The organism is Rhodococcus qingshengii JCM 15477 (assembly GCF_023221595.1).
Classification (GTDB): Bacteria; Actinomycetota; Actinomycetes; order Mycobacteriales; family Mycobacteriaceae; genus Rhodococcus_F; species Rhodococcus_F qingshengii.
Genome location: NZ_CP096563.1, coordinates 2,919,204 through 2,941,787 on the forward strand (window position 1 = coordinate 2,919,204; position 22,584 = coordinate 2,941,787).

At 62.8% G+C, this 22,584-nt stretch carries 22 protein-coding genes and 6 tRNA genes; 17 read left to right on the forward strand and 11 right to left on the reverse strand.

Features of this window, described 5'->3' with window-relative positions; translation table 11 throughout:
- Positions 1-8: 8 nt before the first annotated feature.
- Positions 9-1,562, reverse strand: coding sequence for an alpha/beta fold hydrolase (locus M0639_RS13440; protein WP_042919915.1), 1,554 nt, complete (start codon positions 1,560-1,562; stop codon positions 9-11).
- A 19-nt stretch (positions 1,563-1,581) separates the two neighbouring features.
- Positions 1,582-2,331, reverse strand: coding sequence for a pyrimidine reductase family protein (locus tag M0639_RS13445; protein WP_064075373.1), 750 nt, complete (start codon positions 2,329-2,331; stop codon positions 1,582-1,584).
- Between the two features lie 43 nt (positions 2,332-2,374).
- Between M0639_RS13445 and zapE the strand changes: the two genes are divergently transcribed.
- Positions 2,375-3,391, forward strand: coding sequence for a cell division protein ZapE (gene zapE / locus M0639_RS13450; protein ID WP_003942629.1), 1,017 nt, complete (start codon positions 2,375-2,377; stop codon positions 3,389-3,391).
- A 12-nt stretch (positions 3,392-3,403) separates the two neighbouring features.
- Here the strand turns inward: zapE and M0639_RS13455 are convergent, their stop codons facing one another.
- Entirely contained in the window at positions 3,404-3,937 is a 534-nt protein-coding gene (locus M0639_RS13455; protein WP_007732909.1) for a GNAT family N-acetyltransferase, read from the reverse strand.
- 67 nt (positions 3,938-4,004) lie between these two features.
- On the reverse strand, positions 4,005-5,201 hold the full coding sequence (locus M0639_RS13460; protein WP_007732911.1) for an MFS transporter: 1,197 nt from the start codon (positions 5,199-5,201) through the stop codon (positions 4,005-4,007).
- Between the two features lie 116 nt (positions 5,202-5,317).
- On the opposite strand from M0639_RS13460, the gene M0639_RS13465 reads away from it, so the two are divergent.
- On the forward strand, positions 5,318-6,703 hold the full coding sequence (locus tag M0639_RS13465; protein ID WP_064075372.1) for a GH1 family beta-glucosidase: 1,386 nt from the start codon (positions 5,318-5,320) through the stop codon (positions 6,701-6,703).
- A gap of 174 nt (positions 6,704-6,877) precedes the next feature.
- On the forward strand, positions 6,878-7,354 hold the full coding sequence (locus M0639_RS13470) for an alpha-isopropylmalate synthase regulatory domain-containing protein (RefSeq protein ID WP_054781939.1): 477 nt from the start codon (positions 6,878-6,880) through the stop codon (positions 7,352-7,354).
- 146 nt (positions 7,355-7,500) lie between these two features.
- Here M0639_RS13470 and M0639_RS13475 read toward each other — a convergent pair.
- From M0639_RS13475 to M0639_RS13495, 5 genes are all read right to left on the reverse strand, one after another.
- Positions 7,501-7,575: transfer RNA gene (locus M0639_RS13475), tRNA-Val, on the reverse strand.
- A gap of 16 nt (positions 7,576-7,591) precedes the next feature.
- Positions 7,592-7,667, reverse strand: a tRNA-Gly gene (locus M0639_RS13480).
- A 92-nt stretch (positions 7,668-7,759) separates the two neighbouring features.
- Positions 7,760-7,834 (reverse strand) — tRNA-Val (locus M0639_RS13485).
- Between the two features lies 1 nt (position 7,835).
- Positions 7,836-7,906: transfer RNA gene (locus M0639_RS13490), tRNA-Cys, on the reverse strand.
- A 25-nt stretch (positions 7,907-7,931) separates the two neighbouring features.
- Positions 7,932-8,004: transfer RNA gene (locus tag M0639_RS13495), tRNA-Gly, on the reverse strand.
- A 293-nt stretch (positions 8,005-8,297) separates the two neighbouring features.
- On the opposite strand from M0639_RS13495, the gene M0639_RS13500 reads away from it, so the two are divergent.
- From M0639_RS13500 to pdxS, 9 genes are all read left to right on the forward strand, one after another.
- Positions 8,298-8,369 (forward strand) — tRNA-Val (locus M0639_RS13500).
- 187 nt (positions 8,370-8,556) lie between these two features.
- Positions 8,557-9,009 (forward strand): TIGR02611 family protein, encoded by a 453-nt coding sequence (locus M0639_RS13505; protein WP_030536868.1) that lies wholly within the window; start codon positions 8,557-8,559, stop codon positions 9,007-9,009.
- 133 nt (positions 9,010-9,142) lie between these two features.
- Positions 9,143-11,200, forward strand: coding sequence for a threonine--tRNA ligase (gene thrS / locus M0639_RS13510; RefSeq protein ID WP_063316453.1), 2,058 nt, complete (start codon positions 9,143-9,145; stop codon positions 11,198-11,200).
- Positions 11,197-11,751, forward strand: a complete 555-nt coding sequence (locus M0639_RS13515) for an ATP adenylyltransferase (protein WP_003943307.1) — start codon at positions 11,197-11,199, stop codon at positions 11,749-11,751. Before thrS ends, M0639_RS13515 begins: the two co-directional genes overlap by 4 nt.
- 81 nt (positions 11,752-11,832) lie before the next feature.
- Positions 11,833-12,510 (forward strand): phosphatidylinositol phosphate synthase, encoded by a 678-nt coding sequence (gene pgsA / locus M0639_RS13520; protein WP_007732918.1) that lies wholly within the window; start codon positions 11,833-11,835, stop codon positions 12,508-12,510.
- Complete coding sequence (locus M0639_RS13525) at positions 12,507-13,409, forward strand: phosphatidylinositol mannoside acyltransferase (RefSeq protein ID WP_030536867.1); 903 nt, start codon at positions 12,507-12,509, stop codon at positions 13,407-13,409. Before pgsA ends, M0639_RS13525 begins: the two co-directional genes overlap by 4 nt.
- Positions 13,406-14,533: a glycosyltransferase family 4 protein gene (locus M0639_RS13530; protein ID WP_003943332.1), complete on the forward strand. Its 1,128-nt coding sequence runs from the start codon at positions 13,406-13,408 to the stop codon at positions 14,531-14,533. The genes M0639_RS13525 and M0639_RS13530 overlap by 4 nt, the downstream gene beginning before the upstream one ends.
- A complete protein-coding gene (locus M0639_RS13535; protein ID WP_064075371.1) occupies positions 14,530-15,552 on the forward strand; it encodes an NUDIX hydrolase in 1,023 nt (340 codons plus the stop codon). The genes M0639_RS13530 and M0639_RS13535 overlap by 4 nt, the downstream gene beginning before the upstream one ends.
- A 171-nt stretch (positions 15,553-15,723) precedes the next feature.
- Entirely contained in the window at positions 15,724-16,632 is a 909-nt protein-coding gene (pdxS, locus tag M0639_RS13540) for a pyridoxal 5'-phosphate synthase lyase subunit PdxS (protein ID WP_003943338.1), read from the forward strand.
- Between the two features lie 101 nt (positions 16,633-16,733).
- On the opposite strand, the gene M0639_RS13545 is transcribed toward pdxS, so the two are convergent.
- The gene (locus tag M0639_RS13545) at positions 16,734-17,210 is read right to left on the reverse strand and encodes a RidA family protein (protein WP_050656607.1); all 477 of its coding nucleotides are present in this window, start codon (positions 17,208-17,210) and stop codon (positions 16,734-16,736) included.
- A gap of 162 nt (positions 17,211-17,372) precedes the next feature.
- Here M0639_RS13545 and M0639_RS13550 point away from each other — a divergent pair, with 162 nt between their 5' ends.
- The 3 genes from M0639_RS13550 (at position 17,373) to M0639_RS13560 (ending at position 20,368) form a co-directional block, all read left to right on the forward strand.
- Entirely contained in the window at positions 17,373-17,795 is a 423-nt protein-coding gene (locus M0639_RS13550) for an NUDIX domain-containing protein (protein ID WP_030536863.1), read from the forward strand.
- Between the two features lie 128 nt (positions 17,796-17,923).
- Positions 17,924-19,432 carry an HNH endonuclease signature motif containing protein gene (locus M0639_RS13555; protein ID WP_064075370.1) on the forward strand — a complete coding sequence of 503 codons (1,509 nt, stop codon included), beginning with the start codon at positions 17,924-17,926 and terminating at the stop codon, positions 19,430-19,432.
- A gap of 114 nt (positions 19,433-19,546) precedes the next feature.
- Positions 19,547-20,368 (forward strand): acyl-CoA thioesterase, encoded by an 822-nt coding sequence (locus tag M0639_RS13560; RefSeq protein WP_003943337.1) that lies wholly within the window; start codon positions 19,547-19,549, stop codon positions 20,366-20,368.
- Between the two features lie 35 nt (positions 20,369-20,403).
- On the opposite strand, the gene M0639_RS13565 is transcribed toward M0639_RS13560, so the two are convergent.
- Positions 20,404-21,027, reverse strand: coding sequence for a nucleoside/nucleotide kinase family protein (locus tag M0639_RS13565; protein ID WP_003943324.1), 624 nt, complete (start codon positions 21,025-21,027; stop codon positions 20,404-20,406).
- Positions 21,028-21,106: 79 nt separating this feature from the next.
- Here M0639_RS13565 and tesB point away from each other — a divergent pair, with 79 nt between their 5' ends.
- Positions 21,107-21,976 (forward strand): acyl-CoA thioesterase II, encoded by an 870-nt coding sequence (gene tesB, locus M0639_RS13570; protein ID WP_064075369.1) that lies wholly within the window; start codon positions 21,107-21,109, stop codon positions 21,974-21,976.
- Positions 21,976-22,581, forward strand: coding sequence for a pyridoxal 5'-phosphate synthase glutaminase subunit PdxT (gene pdxT, locus M0639_RS13575; protein ID WP_047269319.1), 606 nt, complete (start codon positions 21,976-21,978; stop codon positions 22,579-22,581). The genes tesB and pdxT overlap by 1 nt, the downstream gene beginning before the upstream one ends.
- Positions 22,582-22,584: the final 3 nt, after the last annotated feature.

Sequence of the window (22,584 nt, forward strand, 5' to 3'; positions counted from 1 at the left end):
CGCCCGAGTCAGGCCGGGCACACGCTTCCGTTACTGGGAAGGGAGGCGTCGCTGAGGTAGAGGCGCATCGCCTGTTGAGCGCAGGTGGATTGTGCCGCGGGGTGACCCGCACCTTGCCAGTCCAGAGTTGCGAAGCGCGATCCTGCATTGGTCACGACGCCGGTGACGGTCGAGAGTCCGGAGTTCCCGACGGCCGGGTCACCCTGACCGCTCAGCACGAGGACTGGGGGCTTCAACTGATTCGGCAGGGGGGAGTTGGCGGTCGACGGCCAGCTGGCGCACGCCAGCAACCCGAGCGCGGCTTCTCGCCCGAACACCGGATAGTTGGTGCCCCAGGTGTCCGCAAGCTCGCGCGCACGCCCGATGCCCGGCCATTGCATGCCGTCGGTGCACCGTCCGATGAACTGGCCGTCGCCGTCCACCTCGTTCTCCGCCCGGGCGGCGCGCTCTCGAATCGGCGAAGCGTTGCCGGTACCGAGCGCGGACAGAGCGTCGGACAGTGAGCGGGTCTCCTGCTCACGGTTGGTTCCGGCAGTCCACAGGCTGGCCGAAATCGCGTTCGACACCGCAGCGGCGGACAGCGGCTGGAATTCATCGGCTCGAGCGCGCTCCATCAAGTCCGTGACCGATTTCTTCGGATCAGGTCCGAGCGAGCACCTCAGCGCCACACATCGCTGAGCGAACGCGGTCAACGCGGCTTCCTCGCCCTGCACGCGACTCTCTGCCTCGGTGGCAGCGTCGGTGGCCACCGGAGCGGGAGAATCGAGGATCAACCTCGCGAGGTTGTTCGGGTGGGCCGCCGCATAGCTCAGCGCGATGTCCGAGCCGGACCCTGCCGACCACAGAGCGATGGTCTCGACGCCCCACCGTGTACGTAGAGCGTCGATGTCCTCGGCAGCGGAGTCCGCGCCGAACTTCAGTTCTTGAGGGTCGAGGTAGTCGGTGCAGGCAATGGTGGCGTCGTGACCGAGAGCGGCGACCGCATCGGCGGCGTCACCGGTGGAATCCGCGTCGAACTGGCCCAGATCGTGAAGGCCGCGCCGAATTTCCGGCGTCATGCAGTCGATTGCGGTGGACCTGTCGATTCCGCGTCGATCGAGGGCAACCACGGGATGTTCGGCGAGAACCGTGTTCAAGCCGGATGCGGCGAGCATGGCCAGAGAGTTTCCCGACGAACGATCGGTGCCCGATGTGAACACGATCGGATACGCGTCGGCAGGCGTCGACGAGGTCCGAGCGCGGGTCAAGCCGGCAGTGAAGTTGCCGTCGATGGCGCCGGTCACGTCGATGGGGGCATTGAATTCCGCGCATTCGAGAATGACACCGGCGCTCGACGCCGCGAGAGCCTGGTCGGCGAGTGACGTGCCGGTGCAGTCTCGCCACGGTATGTCATCGGTCGGGACGCCAGGGTCAACCGGCGGCGCATCGGGCGACGGTCCCTCGCTCTGGGCAGGGCTGCCGTCGGTGCGGCCTTCGACCGCGACGGCGGGCCGAAGCGACGGACCGGCGCCGCACGCACAACACGTCGCGAGGACGACGGCCATCAAAGCAACTCTGCGCATGCCGACCAGAGTGCCAGGTTCACCGACGTGGCTGCTGACGAACCCATCGAGTGAGGATCGTGCCGTCCGTATCACCGAGAATGTGCGCGGGACGCATGGCTGTGGGCATTGCGTTGGGGGAGAGTGAGATTCGGCCGACTTTGCTCCCCACCAGTTGAGGTGACGTGGTGATGCAGAGTTCGTCGACGGCATTGTCCTCGATCAACTGCCCGAAAAGTGACGGTCCGCCCTCGCACAGCACGCGACGGAGCTTGCGAGCCGACAAGGCCCTGTCGATGTCGCCGCTGGTGACGTTCGGTGAGTCCGTCACCTCCACCTGCGCTCCGGCAGATCTCAGCGCCGAAATTGCCGCGGAGTCCGCGTCGCGACCGACAACAAGGATCGGTGGAACTTCGGTATCGCGAAGGAGTCGGCTTTCGGGGTCGATCGACGCGTGCGCCGAGACGACGAGGATCGGTGGGACCGGAGCGAGGCCGCTCGCCTTTCGTCGCGCCCGGGCTTCGTCCGAGACCTGCACACCCCCGTAGTTCTCGGCTCGCGCTGTGCCTGCGCCGACCACGACGACGTCACAAAGTTCGCGCAAGATCCCGAATACCGACTTGTCTGCCGGTGTGCCCAGTCCACCGCTCACTCCGTCGACGGCGACGCACCCGTCGATGCTGGAAACGAAGTTCACGCGCATCCAGGGTTGCGAGAGGTTCTCCGGATAGGCGTACAAGCCGCGGAGTTCGTCGTCGTGGCCTGGTGTGAAGTAGGTCGCAATATCCATACGGTGCACATGAGAGATCACATCACGTAGATACCCTTGACGGATGCATGAACGTCTTGTCGATCGCAGCCCGGTGGTACCCGCCGATCAACTGGTAGCTCAAATGGTGCCTCCCGCAATGTTCGACGAGGTGAGTTTTGCGTCCTACATTCCTGATCCGAAGGAACCGAGCCAGGCAGCTGCTGTCGCCAAGGCCGAGGAATTCTCCAAGCGCGTCACCAAGATCCGTAGTGGTGGACGTCGCGGACTGTTCGGCAAGAAGACTCAGGCGACCGGCGCCGGCCTGTACCTCGACGGCGGGTTCGGTGTCGGTAAGACTCACTTGCTGGCGTCGATCTTCCACAGCGTTCCGTCGCCGAAGGCTTTCGGAACCTTCGTCGAGCTGACGCACGTCGTCGGCGCTCTCGGCTTCAACAAGGCGGTCGAAGCGCTCGCCGACCACAGCGTTCTCTGCATCGACGAGTTCGAGCTCGACGATCCGGGCGACACCATGCTCGTATCCCGCCTCCTTTCGGAGCTTTCCGCGCGAGGCGTGTCCATCGTCGCGACGTCGAACACGCTTCCCGGCCAGCTCGGGGAGGGTCGCTTCGCCGCCCAGGACTTCCTGCGCGAGATCAAGAAGCTCGGCTCGATCTTCGAGACGATTCGCGTCGACGGCCCCGACTACCGTCACCGCGATCTCCCGCCCGCACCCGAGCCCATCTCCTCGGAGGAGTTGGTCTCTCGGGCCGACGCCATCGACGGCGCCACGCTCGACAACTTCGACGAGCTGTGCAAGCACCTCAGCACCCTGCACCCGTCGCGGTACAACAAGCTGGTCGAGGGTGTGAAGGCCGTGTTCATCGACGGTGTCCACCCGGCAACGGATCAGTCCGTTGCACTGCGCATCGTGGTTCTCGCCGACCGCCTGTACGACGCGAGCATCCCGGTCACCGTTTCCGGCGCACGCCTCGACGAGATCTTCACCCCCGAGATGCTCGCCGGTGGGTACAAGAAGAAGTACTTGCGCGCGACCTCGCGCCTGCTCGCACTTTCTCGTTTCGAGGTCGCGGCCGGCTAGTCTGCACGCCTGTCAGCTGACGGGGCGCTCCATCACGAAATCGTGGTGGAGTTGTGCGCCCACGAGGAAAGTCTTCGTGCCGACCTGTGTGAAACCGTGCTTTGCGTAGAACTTCTGGGCGCGCAGGTTCTCCTGATTGACGCCCAGCCAGATCCCGGCACTTCCGCTGCGTCGCGCGTGGTCGACAACCGCGTCCATCAAGGATGCTGCCGCGCCGGTTCCGTGGTTACCCGGAAGCACGTACAACTTGCTCAGTTCCGTTGTCGGGCGAAGTGTCACAGCAGCTTTGACGTCCGGGTCGGAGGGCTCGTCGTCGACAAGCATCGCGTAGCCGACGATCGAACCGTCGCGAATGACCTTGAGAACGGTTCGTGTCGGATCGGTCAGGTACTCGGAGAACTTGTCGACGGAGAGAACGTTGTCGATGAAGGCACTGATGTCGTCGTCGGATGCGTCCGGCGGACACGCCAGTGGAAATGTCACCGCTGCCACGTCGGCTATTGCTTCGGAATCCCAGATCCCGGCCCGGTCAACGGTGATCGTCACGTCAGTTTCTGCCTCTCGTGCACACAATTCGGTCGATCAAGTACACCACTTTCCTCGGGCGCAATGCTCAAGCGGCGTTCTCGGCGACCGGAGTTGTGGCTCGTTTCGGTGCGAACGCGGGAGCAAGAACTATCAAGATCGCGCAGAACGCCAGCGGAATCAGGAACCCGATTCGAAGGTCACTGAAGGCAGCGACCGCGCCGACGATGCCGCCGCCGACGACTGTGCCGACGTAGTTGAAGAGGTTGATGCGTGCGATCACCGCATCGACCTGATCCGGGGGAGCCATCCTGCCGGCAGCGCTGAAGCAGATCGGAGCGATCACCGGTACCCCGAGCCCGACGATGAGGAACCCGGCGATGGCAACGGCGGGAGATTGCGCGAGGACGACAACTGTCATACCGACTACGCCGATGAGAGAGCCGATCCGCACGACGGTGGTCTCACCGAATTTCCCGACCCAGTAGTCCCCGGTCAGTCGTGCGACAAGTGCTGCGATCTGATACGCCGCCACGGAAAGGGCAGCGGTCCCGGCGTCGGCGAGCAGTTCGTCTTTGACGTACAGAGTCGACCAGTTTCCGACGCTGAAGTCGACCGCGTAGAACAATGCCATCGCGACGCCGAGGAGGACGAAGGCGCGGGTGGGTACCGCGAATTTCGCGGTGCTCGTGATGTTTGCCTCGGCAACCGGAGACTCGGACCGATCGAGCAGTTGCGGGCCGAAGGCCAGAAGCATCAGTCCGACAACAACTCCCGCGATCACCTGCGTGACGCGGATCGAAATGTCGAGGCCTGCGGTAGCAGAGATGAACAGGGCGCCGACAATCGCTCCGACGCTCCAGGAAGCATGGAACGAGGAGAGGATGAAGCGGCCCTTGGCGTGTTGGATCGAGACTGCCTGCATGTTGGCGGCCGCGTCGACCATGCCGAGTCCGATGCCGTAGATCGCCAGGAAGACGAAGAACATCGCTGCGTTGGGCGCAATTCCGGTTGCCCCGCCGAAGACTGCGATGACGGCGAGCCCAGTTCGCAGGGTCATCTTGCTCGACGTTCTCACGGCCAGCATCTCGGCGAGCACGCTGCCGAGCCCGGCGATGACGGACACGGTGACAACCGCAACCACAACCAGTGTCTCGCTCAGCTCGAACAAGTCCTTGTACTGCGGCAGCTGCGTCAGAATGGCGGCGAGCAGAAATCCTTGAAGTCCGAAGGCCACCGAAGTGGCGATCCGAGCCCTCGTCAGGGTGCGGGTGTTATCCGTCATCAAGCAGGGCCTTTGTCTCGTTCGTTCGGTTAGGCCGAACGGTACTGGATCTTGATACTGGTCGAGTGTCCAACAAAGCTGCGTGTTTTGCACGGTTCTTTGATTAACTGACCGACATGACTCGGCAGCCGACACCAGAATTTCCGACTTCCTTCGTCTGGGGAACCGCCACTGCGGCCTATCAAATCGAAGGAGGTGTGGCCGAAGACGGTCGCGGACCGTCGATCTGGGACGAGTTCTGTGACCGTCCCGGTGTTGTCGTCGGGGGCGACACCGGGACGGTCGCTGCCGATCATTATCACCGCTGGGAGTCGGACATCGAGCTGATGAATCAGCTCGGGCTCGACGCTTATCGGCTGTCTCTGTCGTGGTCGCGCATTCTGCCCACCGGATCGGGGGCCGTGAATGCGAAGGGGCTCGACTTCTACGACCGCCTGATCGACCGACTGTGTTCGGTGGGAATTACTCCTGCCGTCACGCTCTTTCACTGGGATCTGCCCATTGCCTTGCAGGAGCAGGGCGGCTGGATGAACCGCGACACCTCGTATCGGCTGGGGGAGTATGCGCAGGTCGTCGGCGAGCGACTGTCGGATCGGGTCGGAATGTGGATGCCGCTCAACGAACCAGTTGTGCACACGCTTTACGGGCATGCCCTCGGAGTTCACGCCCCCGGACTGGCCTTGGGGTTCGAGGCTTTCCAAGCCGCACATCACCAGCTGCTCGGGCATGGCCTCGCTGTCGAAGCGCTTCGGGCAACCGGATGCACGAACATCGGAATCGCCTCGAACCATGCTCCGGTGCGTGCCGCTTCGGATTCGCCGGAAGACGTGATGGCTGCCGACATCTACGACCACGTCGTCAATTGGATGTTCGCCGACCCGGTTCTGGTCGGGAAGTACCCGGCCGACGAATTCGCTCAGCTGCTCAGCGGTCCTGTCGACGAGGACTTGAAAATCATCGGGGCGCCGCTCGACTGGTACGGGATCAACTACTACGAGCCGACGATGATTGCTGCTCCGGTGGAAGGCCAGGGGACCGAAGGTGTGCTCGAAGTCGACCTGCCCCCGGGCCTGCCCTTTGCCCCTGTCGCGATTACCGGTTATCCCACAACCGATTTCGGTTGGCCGATCGTTCCCGAGGGGCTGGGCGAGATCTTGCGGACGTTCCACGCCCGCTTCGGTGACGCACTGCCGCCGATCTACATCACCGAAAGCGGATGTTCATTCCACGACGCCCCGGATGCCGCAGGCGTCGTCGACGACGAAGCACGAATCGACTACCACGATGCGCACCTTCGCGCCCTCCGATCGGCAATGGACGACGGTGTCGACGTCCGCGGTTATTTTGTGTGGTCACTTCTCGACAACTTCGAATGGGCTGCGGGATACAAAGAGCGATTCGGCCTGGTGCACGTCGATTTCGACACCCAGAAGCGCACTCCGAAGACCTCGTTCGAGTGGTATCGCGCCCTCATCGCCGAGCACAAAGCGGCTCAGGTCTGACCTGTGCGGAGGCGGTCTGGGTTGCATTCTCGAACCGGGCCGCCTAGCCTCGTCTCTCATGAAGCGAATTCTCGTAGTAAGCCGCCGTAGCGGGGTCTGAATCGGACCGACCCCTCGCTGCGGGTCGTCTTGCTACCAGTTGGTCCTCCACTTCATTCCAGGAAGACCACGATCATGACTTACAACTTCGCTTTCGCTTCTGATTCTTCTTCTGCTGCTGATCCCTTCGCGGCGCGTCACGGCAAATCTCTGCCCGCCGGCTTGCGTGCCGAATGCTCAGCGATGTCGTGGACCGAGTTCGAGTCCACGTATGCGGCTATGAGCGGCCCGATCCGTCTGGGTGCGTGGTCCTCCGAGAAGATTGCGCCGGGTCGTTGGACCTTCGAAGCGACTCTCGGTCTGGGGGAGCGTATCCAGAAAGCGTCCGCCACCTCGACCGGCGCGATCTCGGCCATGACGTCGATGCTGCACGACGCGGGAATCTCGCTCGAGATCTTGTCTTTCCATCAGCATCACATCGGCCACCGCACGGCTACGTTCATCTTCACCGAGTGCGACGGCCGTCGGAGCTGGGCGATGGGTATCGCGGAGTCGTCGACGGAGTCCTCGCTCCGCGCGATGACTTCGGCAGCGAACCGCTTCTCTCACTGAGCAGTTACAACAATCTGATCAGCTACATCAACCGCAGTACTGACGTGGATTCCCGAGGGGGCTCGCGTCAGTACTGCGGCCCGTGTGTTCGGCGCTCGAACGCAAAAAGCCGGAACCCTGAGGTTCCGGCTTCTTGCATTCTCAAATGGTGCGCGATACTGGGATTGAACCAGTGACCTCTTCCGTGTCAGGGAAGCGCTCTCCCGCTGAGCTAATCGCGCGGGTTCTGGAGAAAAATGGAGCGGACGACGGGATTCGAACCCGCGACCCCAACCTTGGCAAGGTTGTGCGCTACCAGCTGCGCCACGTCCGCATGAGCAATGAACTCCGTTACCGGAACTCAGTACTTTTCTAACTTATCAGACCTGCAAGCAGGTCTTGACCATCAGGCCCTAGGGTCTGACGTGGTGCGCGATACTGGGATTGAACCAGTGACCTCTTCCGTGTCAGGGAAGCGCTCTCCCGCTGAGCTAATCGCGCGAGGTGGAGACGGGAATCGAACCCGTGTGCACGGCTTTGCAGGCCGTTGCCTCACCACTCGGCCACTCCACCGTGAAAGGTTGAGTCACACCTCTCGAGCGGACGACGGGATTCGAACCCGCGACCCCAACCTTGGCAAGGTTGTGCGCTACCAGCTGCGCCACGTCCGCATCGCACCGTGTTGCTTGGGGAGCTGCTCGCTCTCCTCGGTGCGTTGGAAACATTAGCCGACCGTGTCGGATACACACAAATCACCAGCTCAGTGGCGTGTTCGGAGTCGAATCGGCCCGTCGCGCGCGTTGCAACTGTCCGTCTGGGCGATGAATACGGTCTGAAATCAGTTCGAATTCGTAGATTTCGGGGCGGCCTGGAGCAAAACGAATGCCAACCTGGTGATTCGTATTCATCGCGCAGCCGTGTTAATGTTCCAACTCGTTCGAGCGCATGCGTTCGTATGACTTACGGTCCCGTGGCTCAGTGGGAGAGCGTCCGCTTCACACGCGGAAGGTCGCTGGTTCGATCCCAGCCGGGACCACAGAAAAACACTGAAGGCGTTCCCGATCATCGGGGACGCCTTCAGTCGTTTGAGAGCACAGCTGTTTGAGAGCACAGCTGTTCGAGGGCACGGTCGTTTCGGCATGCAGACCGTCGTCGCAGGTCGCCGGGCGACGATTTCGGTAGCCTGGTCGAAGAGACATTTCGCGACCGAAAAGGTGACTGCTTTGAGTACCGAAAAGGTCGATTCTTCCGTCGATGATTCAGACCTGTCCGTCTTCCAGGACGCAGAGTCCCGCTGGGAGCGGTGGCGCGCGGGAATCGCCGCGCGGCCCACCCTCAATCTTGCGTACCGCATCGGCGTCGGAGTCGTGGGCACGATCGTGTTCGCCGCCGGCATCGTGGCTATTCCGTACCCCGGGCCCGGTTGGCTCATCGTTTTCGCCGGCCTCGGCATCCTGGCGTCGGAGTTCGCGTGGGCACATCGACTCCTTCATTTCGCGAAGGCTCGATACGACCGGTTCATGGAATGGTTCGGCAAGCAGTCGCTGTTCGTCAAAGGGTTGGGCGTTCTGTTCACCACAGTGATCGTCCTGGCGACTTTGTGGGTGCTCGGCACTTTCGGCCTGATCGGGACATGGGTGGGCCTGGACTACTCGTGGCTCGAGTCGCCGCTGTGAGTTGAACGCGGCCCGGTTTCCTTCACTCGGTTGTCTCACCATGTCGGTAGGGCCGATAACATGATCGTGCGCGTGCTCGCAGTGGGTACGACGCCTGTCTAACTTGTCGCAATACCTTTAGGAGCACATCGCCGTGACCAGTCCCGCGCCAGAGCACTCAGCCGCCCCACTTCGGGTGCCCGCGGGGACGACCGCCGGGACTGCAGTGCGCGAAGCCGGATACCCCACGAAGGGGCCCGACGTGATCGTCGTTGTCCGCGATGGCGAGGGAACGCTCAAGGATCTGTCGTGGACACCTGATGTCGATGTCGACGTCGAGCCGGTGGCAGCATCCACCGAAGACGGCCGCAGCGTCATCCGGCACTCCGCGGCCCACGTCCTCGCGCAGGCGGTTCAGAAAGAATTCCCCGACGCGAAGCTCGGCATCGGTCCGCCGATCAAGGACGGCTTCTACTACGACTTCGCGGTGGACCGCCCGTTCACTCCGGAGGATCTGGCCAAGCTCGAAAAGCGTATGAAGCAGATCATCAAGGGATCACAGCGCTTTTCGCGTCGAGTCGTCGATTCGATCGAGGACGCTCGGGTCGAGTTGGCCGACGAGCCCTTCAAGCTCGAATTGATCGACGACAAGTCCGGTATCGACGATCCCGAGATCATGGAGGTGGGCGGCAACGAGCTGACCATCTACGACAATCTCGATCCTCGTACCGGCGACAAGATCTGGTCCGATCTGTGCCGCGGCCCGCACATTCCGACCACCAAGCACATCCCGGCCTTCAAGTTGACCCGAAGCTCCGCCGCCTACTGGCGTGGCAACCAGGACAACGCCGATCTTCAGCGTGTCTACGGCACCGCGTGGGAGTCCACCGAGGCTCAGGACGAATACCTCGAACTGCTCGCCGAGGCCGAGCGTCGTGATCACCGCAAGCTCGGTACCGAACTGGACCTCTTCAGCTTCCCCGACGAGCTCGGTTCGGGTCTGCCGGTGTTCCATCCCAAGGGCGGCATCATCCGCACCGAGATGGAGAACTACTCGCGCAGCCGCCACATCGAGGCGGGCTACGAGTTCGTCAACACTCCGCACATCACCAAGGGGCATCTGTACGAGGTTTCCGGTCACCTCGACTGGTACCGCGACGGAATGTTCCCGGCGATGCACGTCGACGAGGAACTGAACGAGGACGGCACCGTGCGCAAGCCGGGCCAGGACTACTACCTCAAGCCGATGAACTGCCCGATGCACAACCTGATCTTCCGTGCTCGCGGACGCTCGTACCGTGAATTGCCGTTGCGGCTCTTCGAATTCGGCTCGGTCTACCGCTACGAGAAGTCCGGCGTCATCCACGGCCTGACCCGCGTGCGCGGCATGACCCAGGACGACGCTCACATCTACTGCACCCGTGAGCAGATGCGCGACGAGCTGACCACCACGCTGCAGTTCGTGCTGAACCTGCTCAAGGACTACGGCCTCGACGACTTCTACCTCGAGCTGTCCACCAAGAACCCGGACAAATTCGTCGGTAGCGACGACGTCTGGGAAGAGGCAACTGCAACCCTCGCCGAGGTCGGCGAAGCTTCCGGCCTGACTCTGGTGCCGGATCCGGGCGGAGCCGCCTTCTACGGTCCCAAGATTTCCGTCCAGGTCAAGGACGCCCTCGGCCGCACCTGGCAGATGTCGACCATCCAGCTCGACTTCAACCTGCCCGAGCGGTTCGAGCTCGAATACACCGGCAACGACGGCGTCAAGACTCGTCCGGTCATGATCCACCGCGCGCTGTTCGGCTCGATCGAGCGGTTCTTCGGTGTCCTGACCGAGCACTACGCGGGCGCGTTCCCGGCGTGGCTGGCGCCGGTGCAGGTTGTCGGAATCCCGGTGGCCGAGGCCTTCGCCGATCACCTGTTCGACGTCACGAAGAAGCTCAAGGCAGCCGGTGTTCGCGCCGAGGTCGACTTCAGTGACGACCGTATGCAGAAGAAGATCCGTAATCACACCACGCAAAAGGTCCCGTTCATGCTCCTCGCGGGCGAGCGTGACGTGGAGGCCGGCGCGGTCAGCTTCCGTTTCCGTGACGGCACGCAGATCAACGGCATTCCCGTCGACGACGCCGTCCGGATCATCACCGAGTGGATCGGCCGCCGCGAGAACGCCTCGCCGACAGCCGAACTGGTGCAGCCAAGCGTGGCGCAGTGAGCGCCCCCGGTGACGACGGTCCGGGTTCGCTGATCGACCACGGCGTCGGTGACCCTGACCATTTGCAGCGCATTTGGTCGCCGCATCGGATGTCGTACATCACCGAGGCGCCCAACACCCCGGGCACGACGGGTGAACCGTTCATCGACATTCCGAAGATGTCGGACGAAGAAGGACTGATCGTTGCCCGCGGTGAGCATGTCTATGCGGTTCTGAACCTGTATCCGTACAACCCGGGGCACCTGATGGTGGTTCCGTACCGCAAGGTCGCGGCACTCGAAGACCTGACGCCGGAGGAGAGCGCCGAGTTGATGGCGTTCACCCAGCAGGCGTTGCGGGTGATCAAGAGCGTGTCGAATCCTCACGGATTCAACGTCGGCCTGAATCTCGGTGCCGCTGCGGGCGGTTCGCTGTCCGAGCACCTTCACCAACACGTAGTGCCACGTTGGGGCGGCGACGCCAACTTCATCACCGTGCTCGGTGGGGTCAAGGTGATGCCGCAATTGCTGCGGGAGACCAGGGGACTACTCGCCGGTGCCTGGCAACAATAGGTTGACGCATCCGGCTTCATGGCAGGATGCATTGCTGCAACGAGTTCCGAACCGGAACTCACGACGGGGAGGGTTCCTGCGGTGTTGAGCTTCTTCGGGCGCGCATCGGTGTCCAAGGTGACGGCACCTATGGGGAAGGCGCTGGTCAAGACCGGTCTGACGCCGGACTCGGTGACGGTGATCGGCACGGTGGCAAGCGTCGCCGGTGCGGTGACGCTGTTTCCGTCCGGACATCTGTTCTGGGGAACCATGTTCATCTGGTTCTTCGTCATGTTCGACATGCTCGACGGCGCAATGGCTCGTGCTCGCGGCGGCGGAACGCGGTACGGGGCGGTACTGGACGCGACCTGCGACCGCGTAGCCGACGGCGCGATTTTTGCCGGCCTGGCCTGGTGGGCGGTTTACCACGAGAACAGCAAGTGGCTGCTCGTCGCGACGCTCATCTGCCTCGTCACCTCGCAGGTCATCTCGTACGCGAAGGCGCGCGCGGAGGCGAGCGGGCTGACTGCGGACGGCGGGTGGATCGAGCGCCCGGACCGACTGATCATCGTGTTGGTCGGATCTGGCCTGACAGGTATGGGTCTACCGTGGGCGATTCACATCGCGATGTGGGTACTTGCCGCCGGAAGTATCGTGACGGTCTTCCAACGAGTGCTCGCGGTGCGCAATTCGCCTGGCGCTCGGGAACTTCTGCCGATCGCCCCGGCCGCATCGACGGTCGAAGGTGCGCCGGACACGGACGGCGAGGCAGAGAAATGAGCTTTGCCGAGCGTGCAACAGATCTGGGATACGCCGCGGGTTGGCGTCTGGTGCGAAGCCTGCCGGAATCGGTGGCGGTCAAGCTGTTCGACGCCGGAGCGGATTTCGCGGTACGCAAGGGCGGACCCGAACAACTCAGGAAGAACCTCGCGAGAGTTCTGGGCACGACGCCGGAGCAAGTTCCGGATCAGTTGATCAAGGATTCGATGCGCTCGTACGCCCGGTATTGGCGTGAGGCGTTTCGTCTTCCGTCGATGGACCTGGTCGCGACAGGTAAGGCGCTGCATGCGCTGGTCGAGGGCCAAGAACATCTGGAAAAGGCAATGGCGGCAGGTCATGGCGCGGTATTGGCGTTGCCTCACAGCGGTAATTGGGACATGGCCGGCGTGTGGTGCGTTCAGCAGTGGGGCGGGTTGACCTCCGTTGCCGAGCGGCTCAAGCCCGAATCCCTGTACGAACGGTTCGTCGACTATCGCGAGAGTCTCGGCTTCGAGATCTTCCCGCTCAGCGGCGGGGAGCATCCTCCGTTCGTCGAACTCTCCAAGCATCTGCGCGAGAACAAGATCGTGTGCCTGTTGGGGGAGCGCGATCTGGCGAAGAAGGGTGTGCCCGTCACGTTCTTCGGAGAACCCACTCGCATGCCCGCCGGCCCGGCGAAGCTCGCGATCGACACCGGCGCGCCGCTGCTACCGGTCCACTGCTGGTTCACACCCGACGGATGGGGCTTCAAGATCGACCCGCCGATCGACGTATCCGGCGGAGTCGGCCCGGCCACGCAAGCACTTGCCGACCGTTTCGCGGTCAACATCGCAGCGCACCCCGCTGACTGGCACATGCTTCAACCGCTGTGGCGCTCGGACCTTTCCGAATCGCGGCTCGCCCGCATGGAGGGTGAATGAAAATCGGCATGATCTGCCCGTACTCCTTCGACGTCCCCGGCGGCGTCCAGGCGCACGTGGTGGATCTGGCCGAGGTGCTGATCGAACGTGGTCACAAAGTGAGTGTGCTTGCGCCGTCGTCCGATGACGACGAGTTGCCGGATTTTGTGGTTTCCGCAGGTAAAGCCGTCGCGATTCCCTACAACGGTTCTGTTGCGCGGTTGTCTTTCGGCCCGACGGCGAACAACCGCCTCCGCAAGTTCATCGCGGAAGGTGACTTCGACGTTCTACATATCCACGAACCCAATGCGCCGAGTCTGTCCATGCTCGCGTTGCGCATCGCGGAAGGCCCGATCGTCGCCACCTTCCACACGTCGACCACGAAGTCGTTGGTGCTGAGCACGTTTCAGGGTGTCTTGGCTCCGTATCTCGAGAAGATCAGCGGCCGGATCGCAGTCTCGGAGTTGGCGCGTCGTTGGCAGGTCGAGTCTCTCGGATCCGACGCGGTCGAGATCCCCAACGGCGTCGATGTCGCAGCGTTTGCCGAGGCCGATCTGTTGCCCGGCTACCCGCGCGAGGGCGGAACCATTCTGTTCCTCGGTCGCTACGACGAACCGCGCAAGGGGATGGCCGTCCTCCTCGGTGCGCTGCCGGAGTTGGTCGAGCGTCATCCGGACCTCGAAGTGATCGTGGTCGGACGCGGCGACGAGGAGAAACTCCGCAAAGAGGCGGGTAAGTACTTCAAGCATCTCCGCCTGCTCGGGCAGGTCAGTGACGAGGAGAAAGCGTCGGCGCTTCGCAGTGCGGACGTCTACTGCGCGCCCAATCTCGGCGGTGAGAGCTTCGGGATCGTGCTGGTCGAGGCCATGGCGGCTGGCACTGCCGTCGTGGCCAGTGAGTTGGACGCTTTTCGCCGTGTTCTTCGCGACGGTCAGGCCGGCTTGCTGGTCCCCATCGGGAACTCCGATGCCTTGGCCGAGGCAATCGATTCCGTTCTCGGTGACCCGGATCGACGACGCGCGCTGGTCAACACCGCGACAAGTGTTGTTGCCGAATACGACTGGCCGGTGGTGGCCGAACAGATCCTGCGTGTCTACGAGACCGTCACGGTTGGCGGCACCGGCGTACGCGTGGTGGGTTCATGACCTTCTCCGCTCTGACAATCTTCATTCTCGGGCTCGTCGCTGCCGTCGTCCTGGTCGTCGGACTGTGGGCGTACGGGACGGCGAACCGACTCGATCGACTGCATGTGCGTTCGGATCAGTCGTGGTTGGCGCTCGATGCGGCTCTGTCCCGTCGTGCCGCGGTTGTCCGCGCGGCGGCTGTGGACATGAGCGCCGACGACGCCCGCAGATACGTCACCTTGGCGGACGCCGCCGAACGTGCGGATCGTCAGGATCGCGAGCTTGCCGAGAACCGGCTGTCCAATGCTCTTGCTGCCTATGGCACGACGTCGCTGCGACCTCAACTGGTCGCCGAACTGGCCGATGCCGAGGCGCGCGTGCTGATCGCCCGGCGGTTCCACAACGACGCGGTGCGAGACACTCTCGCGTTGCGTACGCGTCGACTTGTTCGCTGGCTACATCTCGGTGGAACGGCACCGCTGCCTCAGTATTTCGAGATCTCCGAGCGCACGACCGCGGCGGCGGTGCCCGAGGGCATCACCGTGGATACGTCACGGACCTCTGCTCGCGTGGTGATGCTGGACGAGGACGATCGGGTGCTGCTGTTGCGCGGGCACGATCCCAAGATCCCGAACACTTACTTCTGGTTCACCGTCGGCGGCGGGCTCGAACGGGGCGAACACCTGCGGGCGGCTGCCGTTCGTGAGATCGAGGAGGAGACCGGATTCGTCGTGGCTCCGGAGAATCTGCGAGGTCCGCTCTGGCGTCGTGTGGCAATTTTCCCGTTCGACGGTGAGCTGATCCGTTCGGAAGAGCTGTTCTTCGCTACGCGCACTCACGGCTTCGAGCCGGTCTTCCAAGGCCACACGGAATTGGAGCAGCGTGCCATCACCGGCCATCGCTGGTGCAGCGCCGACGAGATCCGCCAATTGGCCAAGTCCGGTGAGCCGGTCTACCCGTTGGATCTGGCAAACCTCCTGGTGGAAGCGGCGACGATCGCGGACGGTACCGAGGATCCGGAAGTGCGTTCCATCCGCTGATCCTTCGGTCGTTCAGTTCTCGCGGGCAGTTTAAGGCCAGCAATGGCAAATTGGATACGGAATCGAAGGCCGGTTAGTCCTAGAGTTCTGGCCAGAGGCCTCCGCGCGAATGAACTCGTGTGTTCGCCGTGCCTTGTTTCTTTCGTCACGCCACTACTGCAGGAGTTTGCTGTGAGCACCCCCGACTCTGCCCCCACCACCGCCATCGGCACCGCCCGCGTCAAGCGCGGCATGGCTGAAATGCTCAAGGGCGGTGTGATCATGGACGTGGTCACCGCTGAGCAGGCCAAGATCGCCGAAGACGCCGGCGCCGTTGCCGTCATGGCACTCGAGCGGGTCCCCGCAGACATTCGCGCACAGGGCGGCGTCTCGCGCATGAGTGACCCGGACATGATCGACAGCATCATCTCCACCGTCAGCATTCCCGTCATGGCGAAGGCACGCATCGGTCACTTCGTCGAAGCGCAGATCCTGCAGAGCCTCGGCGTCGACTACATCGACGAGTCCGAGGTCCTGACCCCGGCCGACTACGCCAACCACATCGACAAGTGGAAGTTCACCGCTCCCTTCGTCTGTGGCGCCACCAACCTCGGTGAAGCGCTCCGTCGCATCAACGAAGGCGCGGCCATGATCCGCTCGAAGGGTGAAGCAGGCACCGGAGACGTCTCCAACGCCACCACCCACATGCGCACCATCCGAGGCGAGATCCGCCGGTTGACCTCGCTGAGCGAGGACGAACTGTACGTAGCCGCCAAGGAACTGCAGGCCCCGTACGAACTGGTCGTCGAGGTCGCCAAGGCCGGCAAGCTGCCTGTCACCATGTTCACCGCGGGCGGCATCGCGACCCCGGCAGACGCTGCCATGATGATGCAGCTCGGCGCCGAGGGCGTGTTCGTCGGATCGGGCATCTTCAAGTCCGGCAACCCGAAGCAGCGCGCCGAGGCCATCGTCAAGGCCACCACGTTCTACGACGACCCGGACGTGCTCGCCAAGGTCTCGCGCGGACTCGGCGAGGCAATGGTCGGTATCAACGTCGACGACCTGCCTGTCGGACACCGCCTCGCAGAGCGCGGTTGGTGACAGCAGGTTCGACGACCGGGCCCAGTGCCTGAAAGTCCTCACAGACGAAGGGGCGGCGGTTGCGTTGGCAACCGCCGCCCCTTCGGGGTGTGGCAGACCGATCAGATGCTGTCCGATACCTCGAACACGAACTCGACCTCGACGGCACTGTTTCGGGGTAGTTCGGCGACGCCGATCGCTGAGCGGGCGTGTTGTCCAGCCGAACCGAAGATCTCGGCCAGCAGGTCGGACGCACCGTTGATCACCTGGGGTTGCTGCGAAAATCCCGATCCGGAAGCAACAAATCCAACGACCTTGACGACCCGAACGATGCGATCGAGCCCGACCAAGGCATCGACTGCCGCGAGTCCGTTGAGAGTGCACAACCGCGCCGCCTGGGCGGCGTCTTCGACGGAGACGCCCTCGCCCAACTTACCGATGCACGTCGTAGTGCCGTCGACGAGCGGCAATTGCCCCGACGTGTAGACGTATGACCCCGTCTGAACGGCGGGGAGGTATGAGCCTGCGGGGGTGGCAACAGGCGGGAGGGTCAGGTCGAGTGCGGCGAGTCGTGCGGTCCAGGTACTTGCGTCGTTCATCGGTTCCTCAATGGGTTCTTTTGTCCGGGAATGGTGTTCGAGTCTGTCATCGGGAGTCTCGGCAAGTCCAAGTCGTATTTGCGCCCACCCCATCACTTTTGGTGATATTCGCCGTCGTCGGATTCAAAATGGTGTTCGAGTTGGCCACCTAAACTGTGTCGTATGTCGTCAATTCGTAACATCTCACTGGGGATACCTGTCCGTTCCGGTCACATACTCATACTCGACGGCACGGACTCTGTCACGGGGGAGAACTTTCATCGATTGATCGGTGGCGGTATCGAGTTCGGTGAGACGGCCGAGGCAGCGCTGCGGCGCGAGTTCGCGGAGGAACTCGGCGTCACGTTGGGAAGCGTCGAGTTGCTCGAGGTCGTAGAGAACATCTTCGAGTTCGAGGGGCGACCTGGGCATGAGATTGTCCATGTCTTTGGAGTCGACTCGGCTGACATCGATGCGTTTCCGCTCGACGTGCAACTCCGAGTCCTAGACGAAGGTAGTCCAGTCCACTGGGTATTGAGTGGTGGGTCCGACCGCCCTATCTACCCGGCCGAAGCTGCCCGCATTATCAACGCCCTGGTTCAGTAGGGGAATCCGTTGCCGGAACACGAGTGGCCGCAAAGGTTGCTCCGCAACAATTTTCGGTCAATCAGGATTGTTCGGACTGATTCCTGGAAAGCATGGATATCGAACGTATATTCGAATAATGTTGAGGAATGTTCGATGACGGAGTAGGAAGTTCGGGTACCGCAGCGCAGCTGTCCGGTGCTGAATCCGACTGCGCCCTCATCGATCTCATCGCCGATCTGCATGCGCGCGAATCGATGCTCGTGGAACGGAAACTGGCTGCCATTGCCGAGTTTTTCGAGCGTCGCAGCGCTGGCCACACTGATAACGGTGCTTGGTCGTCTACCGCTCACGAACTGGCTGAGGCCGAGCTCGGCGCGGCATTGACCATGGGCCGTGCCGCAGCGGGAAAGTTGATCGGTCTCGGCTTTTCTCTCAAGACTCGCCTCCATCGCACGCGTGCCGCCATGGCGCGCGGAGAACTGGATCTGTATCGAGTCGGATTGATCGACTCCGCTACGGCCAACGTAGCCGACGATTTGATCGACGAGGTGGAACGGCAACTCCTCGAGAAGATCTCGGCGCCCCCGATGCCTGGCGGTACCGGCTTGACGGGTCGCCGATTGACAGCGGCTATCGACCGGATCGTCGCCGTGGTGGATCCCGAGGGGATACGCGAACGTCGACGCCGCGCCCTGGCTGATCGGTTCGTGGGTGTGAGCGCTGCCGAGGACGGAATGGCGCGGATATTGGGGAGTATTCCGGCGGAGGAAGCACGGGCTTTCGACCGTCGGTTGCGGGAGTTGGCAATGTCGGTGTGTCGACACGATTCCCGTAAGTACGAGCAACGACGAGCTGACGCATTGGGAGCGTTGGTATCCGGATCGACGATTCTGCCGTGCGATTGCGGCCGGCACGAGTGCCCACAAGATCGAAGCGGGATTGTGGTGGTGCGTCGGCCGTTGGTTCACGTGGTCATGCTGGAATCAACGCTTCAGGGCGGTGACGCACCAGGTGCAGACGAACCCGCTCACCTCGACGGTTATGGAGTGATCAGTGCAGAGCATGCGCGTGACATCGCCGCGGGTGCGCTGATTCGGAAGGTGAAGGTACCAGCCGATGCCGCGCTCGAGTCTGCCGGTGAGGGCGAGCCAGTACCTTCGCCCGTCGTTCCTTCTGCGTTCGTGTACCGCCCCGGCGCTGTCCTCGACACCTGGGTGCGGGTGATCGCAGGAAGCTGCCAGTGGTTGCACTGCGATGTCGCTGCATGGAATTCAGATCTCGATCACACTGAACCCTTTGATCATCGCGATCCCACTCGTGGTGGAAAGACCGTGGCCTCGAACTTGAGTGCCTATTGTCGAAACCATCACCGCCTCAAGCACTCCGGTCAGTGGGTGCACACCTCGAACCCGGACCGCAGCGTCATGCTGACCTCGCCGACCGGACATTGCTACCGAACGAGGCCGTCAGGTCTGCTGGCGGGAATGCTCGAGCCTGTACTGCCCGAGGGTGGTCGGCGTCGGCGCACACGTCTGGAAAACAAGGCCGCTCGTGTGTGGGGGGAACGCCGGCGGCAGCGGATACGAATGCACCGGCGGATGAAGAAGGCACAGAGGAGGACCTTCGACGGCGGAGACGATCCACCGCCATTCTGAGTCGATGCGCCCCGTCGCTCAGTGTTTTCGGATGCCCACTTTGGTGGCCGGGGGTGCGTCAGGCATTGTGTGAAGGTCGGTAGACGTCGGTACACGGGAAGATGTGGAGCATCGATGGCGAGGATCGAAGAAATTCTGGAGTTGGAACGCCTCGAGCGGGACATCTTTCGAGGAATCATCGCGGAGACCACCCTGACCCGCACTTTCGGCGGCCAGGTCGCCGGACAGGCATTGGTGTCGGCGGTACGCACGGTCGATCCGGCCTACTCGGTTCATTCGTTGCACGGATATTTCCTGCGTCCGGGAAATCCGATGGAGCCGACGGTTTTTCTGGTTGATCGTGTTCGGGACGGTCGATCGTTCGCGACCCGCTTGGTCACCGGAATTCAAGACGGGCAAGCCATTTTCACGATGTCGGCGTCCTTCCACGTCCAAGACGAAGGCATCGAGCACCAGGACGAGATGCCACCCGTTCCTGACCCCGAGACCTTGGCCATCGCCCAGGATTCGGAGGATCCCGAGACTGCGTGGCTGGCGCGTGAGTGGTCCGATTGGGACCTTCGAATGGTGCCGAAGGCCGACATCGACAAACGTCCGGGCGCTGCCGCGCAGCAGCAAGTGTGGTTCCGTTCCCGCGAGGCACTCCCGGACGACCCGGTATTTCACGTGTGCACGCTTGCCTACATGAGCGACATGACGCTGCTCGGATCTTCTCGCGGCCCCCACATGGACGTCGCCATGCAAAGCGCTTCGCTCGATCACGCCATGTGGTTCCTGCGGCCGTTCCGCGCCGACGAGTGGCTGTTGTACGACCAGACGTCGCCGTCAGCGGGCTTCGGTCGCGCCCTGACGCAGGGACGAATCTTCGACAGCCGAGGAAATATGGTTGCTGCAGTCGTCCAGGAGGGTCTGACCAGGCTGTATCGCCCGAAGTGAGGTCGGCCGACGTGAGATCAATCGCAGTGAGACCTTCACTGGCGAGACCGCACCGCAGGCCGGGCCGGATGGTCGTATCTGACCTCGAAATCGACCTCCTCGGACACTTCTGATCGGTGTTCGAGGAGTGCCTCGACGGTCCACAGATCTGCCTCCGGTGTGTGCCGCCGCATGGCAGGTTCGCTCATGTCCAGGCGGACGCTGACGTCGAACTCCAGCCCGCGCCCGAGCAACATCGGACCGGCGATCACGATGACCGCGCGCTCATGGACGGGGATACGGGTCGACCGAGCCGATCGATCGGTGGGTTCGTCCCAGAGTTTCGGCAAGAACGCCCGTTTTGTGCGGGCTGCGGTGATCACTTCACGATCGAGTGCCGGATAGTCGAACCAGATAGTACGGTAACTCAGCGCATCCTCGTGGCCGAACTCGTATCGCAGCGAAGCCGGCCGCACGTAGTCGTGCAGTGACACAACAGCACTCGGCCTGTTGCGCGACTCGACGGCGGTGCCGACCAGTTCCGCGAGCCGAGACGGCTGTGCACAATCAGGTCCGTCGATCGCTACTACCGCCACCGACGGAAACGATCCGCTCAGCGTTGCAATCTGCTCGGCCAAGGCGAGGGGACTGGACGGGATGAATGTACTCACGCCCACCATGGTGCCGTGCCCGCTCGCCGAGGCGATATTGTGAACCGTCATCGCGCCCAGTGCGGCGGTCTATGTTTTCGGAGGACTCATGGTTGGTATCGAGGAGATCCTCGCGCTCGAACACCTGGAGAAGGACATCTTCCGTGGTGCGGTCCATCCCACCGCACTTCAACGGACGTTCGGCGGGCAGGTTGCCGGGCAGTCGTTGGTTTCTGCCGTGAGCACCGTTGACGAGAGCTACCACGTGCACTCGTTGCACGGATATTTCCTGCGCCCGGGTAATCCGAAGATTCCGACGGTCTACCTGGTGGACCGCATCCGCGACGGGCGCTCGTTCTGCACCCGCCGGGTGAATGCAGTTCAGGACGGCAAGACGATCTTCACGATGTCGGCCTCGTTCCACGTCGACGACGAAGGTATCGAGCACCAGGACCGGATGCCCTCCGTTCCGGCGCCGGAGGACTTGCCGGATGCGCAGACCGTTCCGAAGTTGGCTGAATCGCAGTTCTATCAGGAGTGGAAGAACTGGGACATCAGAATTGTGCCCGCTGAGCAGAGCGCGTCAGCGCCGGATCTCGCCGCGCAACAACGCGTGTGGATGCGCTACCGCGAGGCTCTGCCGGATCGTCCGCTGCTGCACATCTGCACCCTCGCGTACCTCAGTGACATGACCCTGCTCGGAACTTCCAAAGTCCCGCACCGCGGCGTGAAGACGCAGACTGCTTCGCTCGATCACGCGATGTGGTTCCTGCGTCCGTTCCGGGCCGACGAGTGGTTGCTCTACGACCAGACGTCGCCGTCGGCAGGTTTTGGTCGCGCGCTCACTCAGGGGCGTATCTACGATCGCGATGGCAACATGGTGGCAGCGGTGGTTCAGGAGGGTTTGACGCGTCTCGAACGCGAACCCGACATCCATGAGAGCAAGAACAGCCGTGAGAACAAGACAGGAACTGTGTGATGACGCGTCCGTTGATCGGTGTACTCGCCCTCCAAGGTGATGTTCGCGAACACCTTGCCGCACTCGATGATTCGGGAGCGGATGCGGTGGGTATCCGGCGCCCGGAGGAACTCGACAAGGTCGATGGCATCGTGATCCCCGGTGGCGAATCCACCACGATGAGCCGGCTTCTGCAGGTGTTCGAACTGTTGGATCCGCTTCGTGAGCGTCTTCGCGGGGGGCTGCCGGCCTACGGTTCGTGTGCCGGCATGATTCTGCTGGCGAGCGAGGTACTCGACACCCGGCCGGACGCCGAACATCTCGGCGCCATCGACATGACGGTGCGCCGCAACGCTTTCGGCAGACAGGTCGATTCTTTCGAGTCCGACCTGGAGTTCGAGGGCATCATCGGAGATCCCATCCGCGCCGTCTTCATCCGCGCGCCGTGGGTGGAGCGAGTTGGACCGGGCGTAGAGGTTCTTGCGCAGGTTCCCGCCGCCGCGGGGGAGGCCGCGGGCCGGATCGTCGCGGTTCGGCAGGGCTCGGTGATCGCCACTTCTTTCCATCCCGAGGTTACCGGGGACCGTCGAGTGCACGAGATGTTCGTCGATCTGGTTCGCGGATAACTG

Bases quoted from the DNA above. Each gene is read 5' to 3' on its own strand.
- M0639_RS13440 (WP_042919915.1), bottom strand. From the start codon at position 1,562: ATGCGCAGAGTTGCTTTGATGGCCGTCGTCCTCGCGACGTGTTGTGCG.
- M0639_RS13445 (WP_064075373.1), bottom strand. From the start codon at position 2,331: ATGGATATTGCGACCTACTTCACACCAGGCCACGACGACGAACTCCGC.
- zapE (WP_003942629.1), top strand. From the start codon at position 2,375: ATGCATGAACGTCTTGTCGATCGCAGCCCGGTGGTACCCGCCGATCAA.
- M0639_RS13460 (WP_007732911.1), bottom strand. From the start codon at position 5,201: ATGACGGATAACACCCGCACCCTGACGAGGGCTCGGATCGCCACTTCG.
- M0639_RS13465 (WP_064075372.1), top strand. From the start codon at position 5,318: ATGACTCGGCAGCCGACACCAGAATTTCCGACTTCCTTCGTCTGGGGA.
- M0639_RS13470 (WP_054781939.1), top strand. From the start codon at position 6,878: ATGACTTACAACTTCGCTTTCGCTTCTGATTCTTCTTCTGCTGCTGAT.
- M0639_RS13525 (WP_030536867.1), top strand. From the start codon at position 12,507: ATGAGCTTTGCCGAGCGTGCAACAGATCTGGGATACGCCGCGGGTTGG.
- M0639_RS13530 (WP_003943332.1), top strand. From the start codon at position 13,406: ATGAAAATCGGCATGATCTGCCCGTACTCCTTCGACGTCCCCGGCGGC.
- M0639_RS13535 (WP_064075371.1), top strand. From the start codon at position 14,530: ATGACCTTCTCCGCTCTGACAATCTTCATTCTCGGGCTCGTCGCTGCC.
- M0639_RS13545 (WP_050656607.1), bottom strand. From the start codon at position 17,210: ATGAACGACGCAAGTACCTGGACCGCACGACTCGCCGCACTCGACCTG.
- M0639_RS13550 (WP_030536863.1), top strand. From the start codon at position 17,373: ATGTCGTCAATTCGTAACATCTCACTGGGGATACCTGTCCGTTCCGGT.
- M0639_RS13555 (WP_064075370.1), top strand. From the start codon at position 17,924: ATGTTCGATGACGGAGTAGGAAGTTCGGGTACCGCAGCGCAGCTGTCC.
- M0639_RS13560 (WP_003943337.1), top strand. From the start codon at position 19,547: ATGGCGAGGATCGAAGAAATTCTGGAGTTGGAACGCCTCGAGCGGGAC.
- M0639_RS13565 (WP_003943324.1), bottom strand. From the start codon at position 21,027: ATGGTGGGCGTGAGTACATTCATCCCGTCCAGTCCCCTCGCCTTGGCC.
- tesB (WP_064075369.1), top strand. From the start codon at position 21,107: ATGGTTGGTATCGAGGAGATCCTCGCGCTCGAACACCTGGAGAAGGAC.
- pdxT (WP_047269319.1), top strand. From the start codon at position 21,976: ATGACGCGTCCGTTGATCGGTGTACTCGCCCTCCAAGGTGATGTTCGC.